Here is a 15,910-nt window from a genome sequence, read left to right on the forward strand (position 1 = left end):
CCAGCCAATTGCGACCGGGCGTGCATATCGGCAAACCAACCTGCCGCCGTATGAATTACCGAAACACAAAACCCGCATGACCATCAAAAGCCGCACGCACAAAGGGGCAGGTTTCAATGAGCTGCGGTTTGAGGATGAGTTGGGCCAGCAGGAGGTGTTTATCCATGCGGAAAGGGACAAGAACGTTCATGTCAAAAACGACAATGGAGTGTTTGTTGGCAATGATCGTAACAAGCGGGTCGAACATGATGAAAAAGTCGAGGTCGGCCATGACCGTATAGAACAGGTCAGCAACAACGAGACCGTGAATATTGGCCAGGACCATCGTCACGCCGTCGCTCGGGATAGGTTTCACCATGTCGGTCGTGATCACGAGATCGTCATCGACAACAACCGTATCGAATGTGTTGGCAATGAGCGCCACGATAAAACGGGAACTGATCATCACATTCGAACCGGCGGGAACGTCGATCACAAAGTACAGAGTAATTATCGGCTGGCGGTTGGTAAGACTATTGAACAGGAAACTACTTACTACGAAGTGAAAGCAGGGCAGCGCATTGTCTTCAGGGCCCCTGCGGGAACTCTCACCCTCGACGACAGCGGCATCACACTCGACGGCTTATTGATCACTATCAAAGGTCCGGTCGAGATGCACGGCCGGCCTGAAGGCCATGGCGGCTGGAGGGGAGAAGGCAGTCCTTCAGCCGGCGACTTGCAAGAATTTTTTATCCTGCGGGACGCCAATACCGGTGCTCCGGTAGCCGATCGGCCTTATGAAATATCACGCGGCAGCGGCCACACTTTACGCGAAAGAACTGACGCCGAAGGCAAAACCAAAATTGTTAGTTCAAGCGATGCAGAGCCTTTGGAAATTCAAGTATTAGCCGATGAGAACAAACTCGTGAAGCTCCGTGCCGGATACTGGGATGACTTCGGCGTTATGGACATTGACTTTGCCCTGAACCCGACATCGGAAGAGAACAAGTCATGAATGAACCCTTAAAGCCGCGAACAGCAAGCCGAGCCCCTGCCGGTAAAACCCGCAGTGTCACTAAACCCAGTAGTAGCGGCATGGTGTTACCCGTCACGGACCCCCTGGACTTATGGTACTTGTGTGAAAAAGCCTCATACGCTAGAGCGACTCCCTATAAGCGCGCGAAGGATGGCTATCCAATGTATCAGCGCACCGTCTCGCAGTTAGTGCGGTGTGATAACGAAGCGTTCAAGTATCACTTTCCTTACTGCGGTGAAGTCGGCTTTGATATGAGCAAAAGTCCACCGCAACCGATCATGAGCAAGCGCGAGCCTCATCGGCCAAGCAGTTTTCCGCTTTCGCAGTATCAACAGTTGCGCAACCGTCACTTTGAACAACTTGCAAGCATGCGCGTTGAAACCGATCTGTTGAGCAAAACGGATCTTGAACAACTTTTGTCACCCACGCCTTCGACGAGTGACGGTGCACTCTGGATTGATGGACAAAAAAAACCTCGTGGATTGCTGCGTATACCTGATGTCCTGCGTCTTAAATCGTTCGGAAACCCAGGGGTGTCGCAATACAGTCAAGGTAATTTGGCATCGGTGATTGAGATGAAGTTTCCGGGGGACAGGCTAACTCGTGATCAACAGACCGCATACGCGGATATTGCAGGGGGGTATCAGAAGCTGAGGCTCCTTGAGACCAGAAATTGCGACTCAAGCGATAAACAAAAGTGGCGTGAGTGGGTCCGCTCCTCGGCCAGTGAGCCAGTCTACCGTCCGGTCGCGCAAGTCACTAGCTTGGCGTCGCGCGCCGCAGCGGCCAGGCACAAGCTGCTGGTTGGCCGCATAGATGCAGAACATGCGGCAGCGCGGCTCAGATTGGAAAACCAGTTCGTAGCACTTGGAACTCCAGTGATGACAGCAGCACCGGATGAACGAGCGATACAGGCTGAGAATCGACGAGCTGTTGCAGGCATTGAAATCACTTTGGCCGCACCCTTTGTGGCGATTGGCGCGGCGATGACATCCATGGCGGCCGCGCCCGCTACTGCTGCGGCTGAAGCAACTGCTCTGGTCGCCAATGCGGGCGGACATTCGATCCGCTTCAAGCCTTTCATCAGTGCTGTCACCAAGCGACTTCTGGCGGGTGGCGGTTTAGGGACTGGAGCCGCCATGCCAGCCTTTGCACATCTCAATACAGGGCCTTCACATTCGACTTTAGTCGCGGACGAGCAGGAGGCCCAAGCCCGGTGGACCGAATGGAACCAACGTCAGCAGCACCAGCAGACCACCATCCACAATTATGTGTTCTGGGAAGATGCGCCGGAGACCCATCATGAATGAAGAGACATTTTTCAAAGACTTCGATGCTCATCGCTGGGACTTCACCATTGTTGATGAGGACGATGAAGAGAAGCCGGTTTTACAAGTCGGGATGGTCGCGGTTTTTCATTTGGTCGATGCTTATCTTCCTGTGCGGAGAAAACATATTGCTCAGGCTTTTGAACTCTATTGCACGTATTTCGGTGAAAAATTGGTGTGGGGTTATACGGGGGGAGAGGTCATGATTGAGAGAGCCTTCAACCCGCAAAACAAGCAGGACTGCATTGCGTATATACAGTCGGATGGACTATCAGAGTCGGCTGCACTTATGTGGTCATCCGGCAAGGGGTTTGAAAAAGTCGGCGCGTATATGTTTGATGTTTGCTCGCCTGCAGGGTGGTACGAAAAGGTTCATGGCTCGATGACAACTGTCAGACTCTACCTTCCCGTAGAAGAGCTTAAGGGCCCCGGTAAGAAAAGATTCGACACCCTAATGCTCGATCTTTGCAATATTTTACGTCCGCTGCACGGCGCCGCCGGACTAGGCGTTCAACACAGTTTCGAGTGGGAAAATTATCAACACATTGAATATGAACTCATACAAGAGTATCGGGGGGCAGATTTGTGCATTCCCTGCGGCAATCAAAAGTGGCGCACCGGCTATACCAACCTCAATTGGTACACCTTTATCGCCCACCATTGGGTAAGCAAATTAGGCACAACTGCGGACTTGCTCGAACAACTCAACGACGTACGCATCGGCGTCTTGCCTTACGAATGGGGCACGATCTTTCGTGCTGGGGACTGGCCTGCCTTGGGTAAGGCCAGCGTTGACCCGCGTCCTGAACTGTATGTGATGGTCAACGAAGTGCTCAAGCCATTGCGGGTCAGCAACATCGGTTCACTGCATTACGGCTCGATTGCTGGCGAAGTGAGGCTCAACGAGCGCACCAGCAATCAATGGATGCGCCGGTTTGACCTTCCCAAAGACACCCCGAAGCGACAGCCTTCACCGCAGTACCGCCGCATATCAGCAGCGGAGCAGCAGCAATTAAATGCCAGCAGGCAGATGTTTGATGGCTTTCTAGGACAAGCCACCGAAGACAAATCACAACAGTGACCAAACCCTGCCGGCGTTGAACGGATTCTCGAACGCGTCCGCTACCATCGGCGAATCCAGCAGAGTAGTGGCGAGTTTGGGGGCCACTGACCGGTAATCCCGCAGCCGGAATTACCGTTCTGGATAAGAAGGAGTAAAAAAGATGCCCGATTACATACCCACCGAAAATGCGCCGGCGGCAGACGCCAGTAATCCGCTCTTCGACTATTCGCAACAGGACACCAGTAACGCTGAACCGGACCTGCCCGAGCAACAAGTCAAGCCCAAGCCAACCTTGCTGCTAGCAGATCCTGAATTCGACATACGCGGTGTGGCCTGGAACCCGCTGTGCGATGCCGCCACGCCGCTGATCGGTCTGGTCATTCGCCTGCGCCGTCTGGACCAGCACGACGACGTACCTGCGCTGTACCAAAGCGTCAGCAACCAGATCACCACGATCATGGAAGAAGTCAGCCAGCTCGACTACGACGCCGGCATGCTCAAGGCCTATTCCTACAGCCTGTGCCTGTTGATTGACGAAGTGGTCATGCGCACCACTTGGGGTCGGCTCTCGAGTTGGAGCGCACGCTCGTTGCTCAGTCAGTTCCACGGGGAAACCCAGGGCGGCGAAAAATTCTTCACCGTCATGAACAACATGATCCCCGAAGCAGCCCGCTATCAGCACGTGCTGGAGTTCATGTACCAGTGCCTGATCTCCGGCCTCAAGGGCAAATACGGCGCCCATGCCAAGGGCGATGACGAAATACAGAAGATCATCGAACAACTGCATGGCTTGCTGCGCCCACTGCGTGGCGAGACGCCCGCGCGCCTGACCGATCCGCTGAAAAACGTCGCGCCACGCAACTACCGGATCAAGCGGACATGGCCGTTGTGGACGCCTTGGGCCATGGCCGCCGTCGTGCTGACGGTTGCCTACACGATCTACACGATCCGACTGAATGCCATCACTCAGGAAGTGCTGGTGTCCCTGGAACGGATTCTCAACCTGTAACCGATTTTCTTCTGAAGACGAGGCAAATAGGCCGCGCCCGGCATGCACCCGACAGAAACGCTCCACCACGCTCTGCTAGAATCCGCCCCATTCATTGCCAGAGACTCTCCCATGAGCGAGCCGATTCGTCTGACCCAATACAGCCATGGCGCCGGTTGTGGCTGCAAGATTTCCCCGCAGGTGCTGGAAGTGATCCTCGCCGGCAGCGGCGCACAGAACCTCGATCCGAAACTCTGGGTCGGCAATGCATCGCGTGATGACGCGGCGGTGTATGCGATCGATGCCGAGCGCGGGGTGGTGTCGACCACCGATTTCTTCATGCCGATTGTCGACGACCCGTTCGACTTCGGCCGCATCGCCGCAACCAACGCAATCAGCGACATCTACGCGATGGGTGGCGATCCGTTGATGGCGATCGCGATCCTCGGCTGGCCGGTGAATGTGCTGGCGCCGGAAGTGGCGCGGGAAGTGATTCGTGGCGGTCGCTCGGTGTGCGACGCGGCGGGCATTCCGTTGGCGGGGGGGCATTCGATCGATGCGCCGGAGCCGATCTTCGGCCTCGCCGTCACCGGGCTTGTGGAAAAGCGCCACATGAAACGCAACGACACCGCTACCGCCGGTTGCCTGTTGTACCTGACCAAACCGTTGGGCATCGGCATCCTCACCACCGCCGAAAAGAAGGGCAAGTTGCGCGCCGCCGACGTCGGTGTCGCCCGCGACTGGATGTGCACCCTGAACAAGCCTGGCAGCCGTTTCGGCAAACTCGCCGGCGTCACCGCGATGACTGACGTCACCGGTTTCGGCCTGCTCGGGCATCTGGTGGAAATGGCCGATGGCAGCCAGTTGACCGCGCGCATCGCCTACGACCGCGTGCCGCGTCTGGACAGCGTCGAGTACTACCTCGATCAGGGCTGCGTGCCGGGCGGTACGCTGCGCAACTTCGACAGCTATTCGAGCAAGGTTGGCCGCGTGCAGGAACTGCACAAACGCGTGCTGTGCGATCCGCAGACCAGCGGCGGTCTGCTGATTGCGGTCACGCCTGAAGGCAATGACGAGTTCCTCGGCGTTGCCGCCGAACTGGGCCTGAACCTTGCGCCGATCGGCGAACTGGTTGAGCGACAGACGAACGCGGTCGAGGTGATCTGATGCTCCGCGACTGCACCGACTACCGCGATATTTTCCTCAACGACCGGCCTATGATGGATGCCCGCGCGCCGGTCGAGTTTCACAAAGGCGCGTTCCCCGGCGTGGTCAATCTGCCGCTGATGAATGATCTGGAGCGGCAGAAGATCGGCACTTGCTACAAGCAGCATGGCCAGCAGGCGGCGATCGAGCTGGGCCACCAACTGGTGTCCGGCTCGGTCAAGGCCGAGCGCATCCAGGCCTGGGCCGACTTCGCCCGGGCTCATCCCGATGGTTATCTGTACTGTTTTCGCGGTGGGTTGCGCTCGCAGATCACCCAGCAGTGGCTGCGCGACGAGGCGGGCATCGACTATCCGCGCGTCGGCGGCGGCTACAAGGCGATGCGCAGTTTTTTGATCGACACCCTTGAGCAGGCCATCGCGCAGTGTGATTTCGTTTTGCTCGGCGGCATGACCGGCACCGGCAAGACCGAAGTGCTGGTGCAGTTGCGCAACGGTGTGGATCTGGAAGGCCACGCCAACCATCGCGGCTCCAGTTTCGGCAAGCGTGCCACCGGGCAGCCGTCAAACATCGATTTCGAGAATCGCCTGGCCATCGACTTCATGAAGAAGCGCGATGCCGGGATCGAGCAGTTTGTGCTCGAAGACGAGAGCCGTGTGGTCGGCAGTTGCGCCTTGCCGTTGCCGCTGTATCAGGGCATGCAGCAATACCCGATGGTCTGGCTGGAGGATCGTTTCGAGGATCGTGTCGAGCGGATCCTGCGTGATTACGTCATCGATCTGTCGGCGGAGTTTGCTTCGCTGCACGGCGAAAACGGTTTTGCCTTGTTTTCCGAACGTCTGCTGGAAAGCCTCAACAACGTACAGAAACGCCTCGGCGGTGAGCGCCATTCGCGGATGCTGGCATTGATGGAACAGGCGCTGGCCGAGCAGGGCCGCAGCGGCGCGGTGGACCTGCATCGCGGCTGGATCGAGGGTTTGCTGCGTGAGTATTACGACCCGATGTATGTGTTCCAGCGCGAGAAGAAGGGCGGGCGGATCGAGTTTGCCGGAGAGCGGGGGGCGGTGATCGAGTATTTGCGTGCGAGGGTGAGCCAGAGGGATTGAAGGCATTATCGCTGGCCCCATCGCGGGCAAGCCCGCTCCCACAGGTATTGTGGGTGTACAGGTAATTCATACACACCCTCATACCTGTGGGAGCGGGCTTGCCCGCGATAGGGCCGGGTCAGGCAAAACATAACTCAGGTCGGGCAAGTGTCCTTGCCATTATCCAGCCCCTGTTTGTAGACATGGCTCTGCAAACTCGCCTTGCCGTTGTGCCACTTCAGGGTCAGTACATACAGCGAGTCGAAGTCATCGCCGGCCCAGTCATCGGTGATCTTCTGCCGCTCGCCCACTGCGTTGCCAGCGACCTTGTTGATCAGATCCGGCAGATAACCGTGGGACCAGGCGGTATAGATCGTCGAGTCGTGGTACTTCTCGTCCAGCAGCTCGCGGGCCAGATCGCTGGTGTCGTTGGCGGAGAACTCGATGTTCACCGGCAGGCCGAGCTTGATCGCGGCCGGGCTGATGGTCATCAGCGGACGAATGTAGCTGTAGGAATTATCCAGCTCGCCTTCCTCGACGTTGCGCGTCGGGTTGGCGGCGAACACGTAGTCGGCCTTGCCGAATTTTTCCGGCAGCAGCGTCGACAGGTCGATGGCGCGGTTCAGGCCCTGGCAGTTGAGCTGGCCGAGGCCGCCTTCGGGCTTTTCCGCGTGGCGCAGGAACACCAGCGTCTGCGTGCCGTCCGCTGGTTGTGCGCGGCTTTCGCTGGATTCGAGGGACAGAAACAGCGCGCTGACTGCCAGCAGGGAGGGCAGGGCCACGTACGCGCGATGTTTGAAGCGTTTGGCGAAACTCATCAGATTCGTCATCAATTTGAAGGTTCTTCAGCAAATCGGTTAAGGCTGACAAACCTTGGCACCGCGGGCTCCCAGCACCGGGTGTTTCCCTGTCATGAACAGCTTCCTCTGCGAGAAAGGCATAACTCAGAGTCCTGTAACGCCGTTTGGTTCGTTCCAGGCCAGTGCGCAGCACTCTAGCGGCAACCTTTGCGGGCATGCAGGCAGGTTAGCGACAGGATGTTACGGTTCGTGTAGGCGCAGCGGCAGGCCTACTTTATGATCGGTTTTCAATTTGTGACTGGATGCTTCCAATGACCGATCTGTCTGCATTCCCGATTACTCAGAAATGGCCGGCGCAGTACCCGGACTGGATTCAGCTCTACTCCCTGCCGACCCCCAACGGCGTCAAAGTGTCGATCATGCTCGAAGAGATCGGCTTGCCCTACGAGCCGCACCGCGTCGGTTTCGACACCAACGACCAGACTTCGGCGGAATTTCTCTCGCTGAATCCGAACAACAAGATCCCGGCGATCCTCGACCCGCATGGCCCGGAAGATAAACCGCTGCCGCTGTTCGAATCCGGCGCGATCCTGATTTATCTCGCCGACAAGAGCGGCCAGTTGCTCGCTCAGGAAGGCGCGCTGCGCTACGAGACCATCCAGTGGCTGATGTGGCAGATGGGCGGCGTTGGCCCGATGTTCGGCCAGCTCGGCTTCTTCAACAAATTCGCCGGCAAGGATTACGAGGACAAGCGCCCGCGTGATCGTTATGTCGAAGAGAGCAAACGCCTGCTGAACGTACTCAACACCCGCCTCGAAGGCCGCGACTGGATCATGGGCGAGCGCTACACCATCGCCGACATCGCCACGTTCCCGTGGGTGCGCAATCTGCTTGGCTTCTATGAGGCCGGGGATCTGGTCGGGATTCAGAATTTCCCCAATGTCACACGGGTGCTGGAGCGGTTTCTCGCGCGCCCGGCGGTCATTCGTGGCCTGACCATTCCTTCCTGACTCACCGCGTTCCCCCTGTAGGAGCTGCCGAAGGCTGCGATCTTTTGACTTTGATCCTAAAAAACAAGATCAAGAGATCGTCCGATCGCGGCCCGAGCCTTCGGCAGCTCCTACAGGGATTATTGCACCTGCGGTAACGCTCTCTTGATTGATCCAGGTTTGTCCCGCACCCGCCGCAAGGCATAAGCTTCGCCCCCTACGACTTTCGTCTCATCCGCTGTTTTCAGGAAAGGCCCCATGTCCAGTCAGTTCCCCGAAGCACGTCCCCGCCGTCTGCGCCGCAATGCGAGCCTGCGCAGTCTGTTCCAGGAAACCGAGTTTAGCCTGAACGACCTGGTCCTGCCGATCTTCGTCGAGGAAGACATCGACGACTTCGTGCCAATCACCAGCATGCCCGGCGTGCAGCGCATTCCCGAGCGCAAACTGGCCAGCGAAATCGAGCGCTATGCCCGTGCCGGCATCAAGTCGGTGATGACTTTTGGCGTGTCCCATCATCTCGATGCCAACGGTAGTGACACCTGGCGCGAAGACGGTCTGGTCTCGCGCATGTCGCGCATTGCCAAGGACGCCGTGCCGGAAATGATCGTGATGTCCGACACCTGCTTCTGCGAGTACACCGATCACGGCCATTGCGGCGTGATGCACAACCACGAAGTCGACAACGACCAGACTCTGATCAATCTCGGCAAGCAAGCCGTGGCCGCCGCCCGCGCCGGGGCTGACGTAATCGCACCGTCGGCAGCAATGGACGGCCAGGTGCGCGCGATTCGCCAGGCGCTCGACGCCGCCGGCTTCACGCAGATTCCGATCATGGCTTATTCGACCAAATTCGCCTCGGCGCTGTACGGTCCGTTCCGCGAGGCTGGCGGCAGCGCGCTAAAGGGCGACCGCAAAAGCTATCAGATGAACCCGATGAACCGCCGCGAAGCCCTGCGCGAATCGCTGCTCGACGAGCAGGAAGGTGCCGATGCGCTGATGGTCAAACCGGCCGGCGCCTACCTCGACATCATCCGCGACATCCGCCAGGCCTCGAACCTGCCACTGGCGGCGTATCAGGTCAGCGGCGAGTACGCGATGATCAAGTTCGGCGCCCAGGCCGGTGCGATCGATGAAGATCGCGTGGTCCGCGAAAGTCTTGGCGCAATCAAGCGTGCCGGGGCGGATCTGATCTTCACTTACTTTGCGATGGATCTGGCGTTGGCGGGGATCTGAGAAAGGAATCGCAACTTGCAGCATTGCCTGTATGGAATGGTTGCTCCTTGTAGGCAGAGGCGTCAGGTTGCGATCGTCTCCATGACTCGATTTTTATCAGAAAAGAGCTTTGCTGAGTTTGACACCTAGCGACGCAGTGACATGCAGCGTTGGAGCACCAATTTTGTGTTCGATTGGATCGAAATCAGCTTTGATTTTTCCACTGAAACGAGTTTTATTTTCAGAAATCGTTAGATGCAAAATTGATTGATTGGGCGATGCGTACGTCCAACCTGCATGATTTGCAAAGTACACTGCGGCGTACTGGTAGTAGGTCGAAGGTATTTCATATGTTCCATCTTCCAGATCTCTGAAAATTTGAAATATAAAAGACCTGTCGTTGGCCTCCGTTCTCCCTCGGAACTCATATTTTACCCGCTGGGTTGAACGCAACTCGATCAAAGCAGCATTTAAAGGTTGGTGGTCGGCGACTTCGAACAGTGCGTTTAATGTTCCAGTGACCTCTATGTCTTGCACTTGGTCTGCGGTGGACAGTTCCATCTTGATTGCTCCTTGAAAACGGTGAGCAATGATTAGAGGTGGCGCTGCGCAATGCGTCTACTGTCAGAGTTGACAGGTGTTCAGGTCTTTCCGACGAATGGCTGGCCAATGAGGTGTGAAGGTCACTGAAAAGGCCGGATACCGTGATCGCGGAAGTAGCGTTCGATCACCTTCGGATCGGCACTGTTGTCGGCAATCGCCACATAGGTATCCGGCCGCAACAGATAAAATCCGTTGCGCCCCAATCCCGCCGTTTCAAACGCCGGGCGCCAGTCGAAGACGTGCAGCGGCAAGTGGTGTTCGGCGCACCAGGCGATCATCTCGTCGCTGGTGTCGCCGTACACATGCACCTGCCAGCACGGCTGCCGTAGCGGCTCGAAATTATCTCCTTCGCCATCATGCGCCCACGGCAAGCGGTCGCCGCCGTGCACGTGGCCGGCTTCACCCTGGCTCAGTGGCATGCCGCGATAGTTGAGGGTGACTTGCGAGACCGTGCGAAACAGGAATTCGCGGCTGGCTTCGACCCCGGCCATTTTCGGCAGCAGAAACGGCGCCACACGCATCCGTAGCAGATCGGCCATGCGACCCTGCGCGGTGACGAAACTGAAGACCTTGTCGGTGGTGGAGACCAGTCGGCGAGCGAGGGCGATGCGCTCGGATTCGTAGGTGTCGAGCAGCCTCGGCTCGGCGCCACCACTGAGCACGGCAGCGAGTTTCCACGCCAGATTGATCGCATCGCCGATGCCGGTGTTCATGCCCTGCCCACCGGCGGGGCTGTGCACATGGGCGGCATCCCCGAGCAGAAACGCCCGGCCGCTGCGAAAGTGCTCGGCCACCCGGTGATGCACGCGGTAAGTGGAGAACCAGTGCACGTCTTCGATATGCACTTTCAGCTGCTCGATGGCGCGGCTGCTGACGTCGGCAAATTGCAGGGTGTCGGCACGCTCGGCGCGTTCGTCACGCACCGTGCCGATCAGCCGCGCGCGGCCTTCGCCGGCCAGTGGAAACACCGCGAGAAAATCCGCTTGGTCCAGGTCCAGATGCAACTCGCCATTCAGCGCCGGGCCGCTGGCCGTGATATCGGCGACGTAGAAAATCTGCTGATAGGTGCCGCCGGGGAAGTCGGTGTCGAGGGCTTTGCGCACCACCGAACGGGCGCCGTCGCAACCGGCCAGATAGCAGGCCTGACAGACTTCCTGCCGGCCATCGGGCAGGCGCAGGTGGGCGGTGAGGGTGTCGCCAGTTTCCTCGAAGCTGTCCAGTGCGGTATTGCGCTCGACACTGACGCCGTAATCTTCGAGGCGCTCGAGCAACAGCCGTTCGTGCTCGTCCTGCGGGAAAATCTCGACGAACGCGTAGGGCGTCAAGCCTTCGCCGATGCGCTTGAGCGGCAAGTGCGCGACCGGTTTGCCGTTGACCCAGAAATTCGCCGCCGCGACCTGATGGCCGCGACGCACAATGGTGTCGGCCAGATCGAGTTGGCGATACAGCTCGACGGTGCGTGCCTGCACGGCCAGAGCGCGGGAAGTGGAACCTGGCGCCGAGGTCTTGTCGATGATGCGCACGCGCACGCCGAGTTTGCTCAGCCACAGCGCCAGGACCAGACCGGTCGGGCCGGCGCCGATGATCAGCACGTCGCTGCGGTTCATGGGGCTGTCCTCCTGTGGCTGTGCAGCAAGTATGGATCAGGTCGCCAGTTCCGACCTCTTCGCGAGCAGGCTCGCTCCCACAGGGAACGCATTCCAGTGTGGGAGCGAGCCTGCTCGCGAAGCGTCCGGTCAAGCACCAAAAAAACCAAAAAGGCCCCGCAACAATGAAGCTGCGGGGCCTTTTTTACGACGCAATCACGCTTAGAAGTCGATCGTCCCCGACAACTTCGCCACTCGCGGTTCGCCCTGGGTCAGGTAGCCGCCCTGTGCCGATTCCCAGTACTTCTTGTTCGCCACGTTCTCGACGCCGAACCGCACGGTCACGTCCTTCTCCGACACCTTGAACGCATAACGCGCGCCCGCGTCGAAGCGGTTCCAGGTCGGCAGGCTGAGGTTGTTCGCCGCGTCGGCGTATTGCCCGCCGGTGCGCAGCATCCGCGCGTTCAGCGCAACGCCTTGCAGGCCCGGCACGTCCCAATCCACGCCAGCGTTGAACTGGAAGGTCGGTACGCCGATGGCGCGGTTGCCGTCGTTGGCGCCGTTGAGGGTGTTTTTCAGTTCAGTGTCCATCAGCGTCAGGCCGCTGATCAGGCGCAGGCCGTCGATCGGCTCGCCGAACACGTTCATCTCCACGCCTTTGTTGATCTGCTCGCCTTCGCGGACGTAGGTGCAGGTGGTGGCGCTGTTGATTTCGCAGTAGCCGTCGCTCGGCTGTTCGATGCGATAAACGCCCAGGCTCGCACCGTAGGTGCCCATGTCGACTTTCACGCCCAGTTCGGTCTGCTTGGAGCGCTTCGGTGCGTACACTTCGTTGCCGTTGGTGACGCGGAAACCGCCGGAGCTGGTCGGCGAAGTCGGCCCTTGGGCCAGGCCTTCGATATGGTTGGCGTAGAACGACACATGCTCCCACGGCTTGAACACGATGCCGTACACCGGCGTGGTGATCGATTCGTCGTAGCTCGACGAGCGCGGGCCGCTGCCGTAGCTGGCGTAGCTGTAACCCTGCACCACCAGTTGCTGACGACGCAGACCGGCGGTGACCAGCAGGCGATCATCGAAGAACCCGAGGGTGTCGGAAATCGCCACACTGCGGTTGAAGGTCTTGCCAACGATGCCTGGATCGTTGAGATCGCCACCGGCGAAGTTGCCGACCGGCGCTGGGGTAGTGATCGGGTGATAGATGTTGTTCGAGTAGCGGGTCAGGTCGAAGTCATAAGCACTGCGCTGCTCGGCCCAGATCCCGGTCAGGCCGAAATTCAGCTTGTGGCTGACCGGGCCGGTGTTGAATTTGCCGTTGAGGCCGGCCATGACGCTGGTGTTGTCCTCGTCATGCGGGACGAACGAGCCAGTGGTGAACGACGCGCCGCTGTTGCCGACCAGCGTGGTCGAGTTGTACCGGCCGACTTCACGGGTGTGCTTGGCACCACCGGCGGCATAAGCGGTCCAGTTGTCGTTGAGGTCGTACTCGGCGCGGAGCATGCCGAAGGTGTCTTCGATGTCGGTGTAACCCCATTTCGGCGCGTAGTTGGTGTCCGCCGATGGCGCGTCCGGGATGTGCGTGGCGGTGCCGAGGTTGACCGAGCTGCGGCCGCCGTTGACGCGTTCCTTCTGATAGGCAAAGTCGCCGGACACCCGCAGCGCATCGCCGCGATAATCCAGGCCGATGGCGAACAGTTTCGAGCGCTGGTTCTCGTGATCGATGCCGGTGTCGCCTTCGCGCTGCGACAGGTTGACCCGCGCGCCGAAGCGGTTGTCTTCACCGAAACGCTGGCCGATATCGAAGTGATGACCGATGCGGCCTTCGCTGTTGATGTCGGTGGTGTAACGGCGCAGCGGCACGTCGCCGGCGCGTTTGGGTTGCAGGTTGACGCCGCCGCCGATGCCGGAACCGGTCGGGGTTACGCCGTTGATGAAAGCGTTGGGGCCTTTGAACACTTCCACGCGCTCCAGCGCATCGGTGGAAATGATCTGCCGGGGCAATACGCCGTACAGGCCGTTATAGGAAATATCATCGCCATTGAGCGGCAGGCCGCGAATCATGAAGACCTGCGCCTGGTTGGAGAAGCCCGAGGCCTGGCGTACAGAGGAATCGTTGAGCAGCACGTCGGCGACGTTTTCCGCCTGCTGATCCTGGATCAATTGCTCGGTGTAGGACGCTGCGCTGAAGGGCACATCCATCATGTCCTGATTGCCGAGCACGCCCAACTGGCCGCCGCGCGCGACCTGACCGCCAGCGTAGACCGGGGGCAGGGCGTTGGGCGCAGGCGCCTGGGCATTGACGTTGACGTCGTCGAGCACCAGCGCTTTGCTGTTTTGTTCAGCAGCGTGAGCGGTGACGGTCAGGGAGCACAGCAGGGCAAGCAAAGTCGGGCGAAATGGAGCGCCGAGTCGAGCTGAAGCGGGCATGTCGGATACCTGGAGGCGAACGGCCAAAGAAAAATAAGGGCGGCGCGGAACTCCTTGCGCTAATGCGACTCCAGGCGCGAATGATAGGGTTTCGCAGTAACGTTTTGCAATCAGTTTGTCATCAGCGTGTAGGAGCTGCCGAAGGCTGCGATCTTTTGAGCTTGATCTTGATCTGATCTGCAAAAAGCAAGATCAAAAGATCGCAGCCTGCGGCAGCTCCTACGGGGGTTGTGTATGGTGTTGTGGCTAATTTGATTGGATGGAGCAACATGCGATTACTCATTACTCTCGGCGCCGTGCTGCTGCTCGCCGGTTGCGCCAGCCAGCGCAGCAACGAACCGGCGCCGCGTCCGCCGGCTGAAGTGAAGGCGGAAATCGTTCGGCTGTTGCCGGCAAAAACTGCCGACCGTCAGGGCTGGGCCACGGACATCTACGCCGCGTTCGCCGCACAGGGCATCAACACCACCACGCAGAATCTGTGTTCGGTACTGGCCGTGGCCGAGCAGGAATCGACTTTCCAGGCTGACCCGACGGTGCCCGGGCTGGGCAAGATCGCCCGCGACGAAATCGACCGCCGCGCCGCCAAGGTGCACATCCCCAGCCTGCTGGTCAGCGGCGCTCTGCAAGTGCGCTCGCCCAACGGCAAGAGCTACAGCGAACGTCTGAATGCGGCGCGCAGTGAAAAAGAGCTGAGCGCGATTTTCGACGACTTCATCGGCATGGTGCCGATGGGCCGTACGCTGTTCGGTGGCTTCAACCCGGTGCACACCGGCGGGCCGATGCAGGTCAGCATCGAATTCGCCGAGGAGCACGCCAAGGATTACCCGTACCCGGTGGACGGCACGATTCGTCGTGAAGTGTTCAGCCGGCGCGGCGGCATGTATTTCGGCATCGCCCATTTGCTCGGTTATCCGGTGAGTTACCGTGAGCCGTTGTATCGTTTCGCCGATTTCAACGCCGGCTGGTACGCCAGTCGCAATGCCGCGTTTCAGAATGCGGTCAGCCGCGCTTCCGGCATCCCGCTGACCCTGGACGGCGACCTGATTCGCTACGACTCGATCATGCCCGGCAGTACCGAACTGGCGGTGCGCACCCTCGGCAAGTCGCTGGGCATGCGCAACCCGACGATTCGCGATCAATTGGAGAAAGGCAAAACCCTGGAATTCGAAGAGACCAAACTCTATCAGCGCGTGTTCGAACTGGCGGAGCGGGCCGAAGGCAAGGCGTTACCGCGCGCGGTATTGCCGGGGATTGTGCTGCAGAGTCCGAAGATCACCCGCAAACTCACCACAGCCTGGTTCGCCAAGCGCGTGGACGAGCGTTACAAGCGCTGCATGGCCAAGGCCGGATAAAACACGCAGACATAAAAAACCCGGCTGCGGGAGCCGGGTTTCGCTGCGGTGTTGCGCTTGCAGTCATGCATCAGGCAACACGGCGTTCGATCAGGCGATCCGAACCACCTTCGGCAACGCGGCGTTCGATCAGACGATCCGAGCCACCTTCGGCAACACGGCGTTCGATCAGACGATCCGAACCACCTTCAGCAACACGGCGTTCGATCAGACGATCCGAGCCACCTTCGGCAACGCGGCGTTCGATCAGACGATCCGAGCCGCCTTCAGCAACACGGCGTTCGATCAGACGATCCGA

The 15,910-nt window shown here is 59.1% G+C and carries 12 protein-coding genes and 2 pseudogenes; 9 read left to right on the forward strand and 5 right to left on the reverse strand.

Going from position 1 to position 15,910, the window contains the following annotated elements; genetic code table 11:
• The 6 genes and pseudogenes from D8U60_RS27710 to mnmH form a co-directional block, all read left to right on the forward strand.
• Positions 1 to 994 (forward strand): annotated as a pseudogene (locus tag D8U60_RS27710) (type VI secretion system tip protein VgrG); the annotation flags it as partial.
• 182 nt (positions 995 to 1,176) lie between these two features.
• Complete coding sequence (locus tag D8U60_RS20785; RefSeq protein ID WP_122611208.1) at positions 1,177 to 2,325, forward strand: VRR-NUC domain-containing protein; 1,149 nt, start codon at positions 1,177 to 1,179, stop codon at positions 2,323 to 2,325.
• Positions 2,318 to 3,424: a type VI immunity family protein gene (locus D8U60_RS20790; RefSeq protein WP_130900824.1), complete on the forward strand. Its 1,107-nt coding sequence runs from the start codon at positions 2,318 to 2,320 to the stop codon at positions 3,422 to 3,424. Before D8U60_RS20785 ends, D8U60_RS20790 begins: the two co-directional genes overlap by 8 nt.
• A 142-nt stretch (positions 3,425 to 3,566) precedes the next feature.
• Complete coding sequence (gene icmH / locus D8U60_RS20795) at positions 3,567 to 4,415, forward strand: type IVB secretion system protein IcmH/DotU (RefSeq protein WP_130900825.1); 849 nt, start codon at positions 3,567 to 3,569, stop codon at positions 4,413 to 4,415.
• A 111-nt stretch (positions 4,416 to 4,526) separates the two neighbouring features.
• Complete coding sequence (gene selD, locus D8U60_RS20800) at positions 4,527 to 5,561, forward strand: selenide, water dikinase SelD (RefSeq protein ID WP_024013506.1); 1,035 nt, start codon at positions 4,527 to 4,529, stop codon at positions 5,559 to 5,561.
• Complete coding sequence (gene mnmH / locus D8U60_RS20805; RefSeq protein WP_130900826.1) at positions 5,561 to 6,664, forward strand: tRNA 2-selenouridine(34) synthase MnmH; 1,104 nt, start codon at positions 5,561 to 5,563, stop codon at positions 6,662 to 6,664. The genes selD and mnmH overlap by 1 nt, the downstream gene beginning before the upstream one ends.
• A gap of 134 nt (positions 6,665 to 6,798) precedes the next feature.
• Here mnmH and D8U60_RS20810 read toward each other — a convergent pair whose 3' ends face one another.
• Positions 6,799 to 7,473, reverse strand: coding sequence for a histidine phosphatase family protein (locus D8U60_RS20810; RefSeq protein WP_130900827.1), 675 nt, complete (start codon positions 7,471 to 7,473; stop codon positions 6,799 to 6,801).
• A 281-nt stretch (positions 7,474 to 7,754) separates the two neighbouring features.
• Here D8U60_RS20810 and D8U60_RS20815 point away from each other — a divergent pair, with 281 nt between their 5' ends.
• Together D8U60_RS20815 and hemB are read left to right on the forward strand one after the other, a co-directional pair.
• A complete protein-coding gene (locus D8U60_RS20815; RefSeq protein ID WP_051600482.1) occupies positions 7,755 to 8,453 on the forward strand; it encodes a glutathione binding-like protein in 699 nt (232 codons plus the stop codon).
• 237 nt (positions 8,454 to 8,690) lie between these two features.
• On the forward strand, positions 8,691 to 9,665 hold the full coding sequence (gene hemB / locus D8U60_RS20820) for a porphobilinogen synthase (RefSeq protein ID WP_016775388.1): 975 nt from the start codon (positions 8,691 to 8,693) through the stop codon (positions 9,663 to 9,665).
• Positions 9,666 to 9,761: 96 nt separating this feature from the next.
• Here hemB and D8U60_RS20825 read toward each other — a convergent pair whose 3' ends face one another.
• The 3 genes from D8U60_RS20825 to D8U60_RS20835 all read right to left on the reverse strand — a co-directional run bounded on the left by D8U60_RS20825 (position 9,762) and on the right by D8U60_RS20835 (position 14,260).
• A complete protein-coding gene (locus D8U60_RS20825; protein ID WP_125927234.1) occupies positions 9,762 to 10,205 on the reverse strand; it encodes a hypothetical protein in 444 nt (147 codons plus the stop codon).
• A 122-nt stretch (positions 10,206 to 10,327) separates the two neighbouring features.
• On the reverse strand, positions 10,328 to 11,854 hold the full coding sequence (locus D8U60_RS20830) for an FAD-dependent oxidoreductase (RefSeq protein ID WP_130900828.1): 1,527 nt from the start codon (positions 11,852 to 11,854) through the stop codon (positions 10,328 to 10,330).
• A 201-nt stretch (positions 11,855 to 12,055) separates the two neighbouring features.
• A complete protein-coding gene (locus D8U60_RS20835) occupies positions 12,056 to 14,260 on the reverse strand; it encodes a TonB-dependent siderophore receptor (RefSeq protein ID WP_122880152.1) in 2,205 nt (734 codons plus the stop codon).
• 269 nt (positions 14,261 to 14,529) lie between these two features.
• Here D8U60_RS20835 and D8U60_RS20840 point away from each other — a divergent pair, with 269 nt between their 5' ends.
• Positions 14,530 to 15,612 carry a DUF1615 domain-containing protein gene (locus D8U60_RS20840; RefSeq protein ID WP_110603796.1) on the forward strand — a complete coding sequence of 361 codons (1,083 nt, stop codon included), beginning with the start codon at positions 14,530 to 14,532 and terminating at the stop codon, positions 15,610 to 15,612.
• Positions 15,613 to 15,682: 70 nt separating this feature from the next.
• Here D8U60_RS20840 and D8U60_RS27945 read toward each other — a convergent pair.
• Positions 15,683 to 15,910: pseudogene (locus tag D8U60_RS27945) on the reverse strand (phage infection protein); the annotation flags it as partial.

It is taken from the genome of Pseudomonas sp. Sample_11, assembly GCF_004307505.1.
Classification (GTDB): Bacteria; Pseudomonadota; Gammaproteobacteria; order Pseudomonadales; family Pseudomonadaceae; genus Aquipseudomonas; species Aquipseudomonas atacamensis.

Bases quoted from the DNA above. Each gene is read 5' to 3' on its own strand.
- D8U60_RS20810 (WP_130900827.1), bottom strand. From the start codon at position 7,473: ATGACGAATCTGATGAGTTTCGCCAAACGCTTCAAACATCGCGCGTAC.
- mnmH (WP_130900826.1), top strand. From the start codon at position 5,561: ATGCTCCGCGACTGCACCGACTACCGCGATATTTTCCTCAACGACCGG.
- D8U60_RS20815 (WP_051600482.1), top strand. From the start codon at position 7,755: ATGACCGATCTGTCTGCATTCCCGATTACTCAGAAATGGCCGGCGCAG.
- D8U60_RS20790 (WP_130900824.1), top strand. From the start codon at position 2,318: ATGAATGAAGAGACATTTTTCAAAGACTTCGATGCTCATCGCTGGGAC.
- selD (WP_024013506.1), top strand. From the start codon at position 4,527: ATGAGCGAGCCGATTCGTCTGACCCAATACAGCCATGGCGCCGGTTGT.
- D8U60_RS20840 (WP_110603796.1), top strand. From the start codon at position 14,530: ATGCGATTACTCATTACTCTCGGCGCCGTGCTGCTGCTCGCCGGTTGC.
- icmH (WP_130900825.1), top strand. From the start codon at position 3,567: ATGCCCGATTACATACCCACCGAAAATGCGCCGGCGGCAGACGCCAGT.
- D8U60_RS20785 (WP_122611208.1), top strand. From the start codon at position 1,177: ATGTATCAGCGCACCGTCTCGCAGTTAGTGCGGTGTGATAACGAAGCG.
- D8U60_RS20835 (WP_122880152.1), bottom strand. From the start codon at position 14,260: ATGCCCGCTTCAGCTCGACTCGGCGCTCCATTTCGCCCGACTTTGCTT.
- D8U60_RS20825 (WP_125927234.1), bottom strand. From the start codon at position 10,205: ATGGAACTGTCCACCGCAGACCAAGTGCAAGACATAGAGGTCACTGGA.
- hemB (WP_016775388.1), top strand. From the start codon at position 8,691: ATGTCCAGTCAGTTCCCCGAAGCACGTCCCCGCCGTCTGCGCCGCAAT.
- D8U60_RS20830 (WP_130900828.1), bottom strand. From the start codon at position 11,854: ATGAACCGCAGCGACGTGCTGATCATCGGCGCCGGCCCGACCGGTCTG.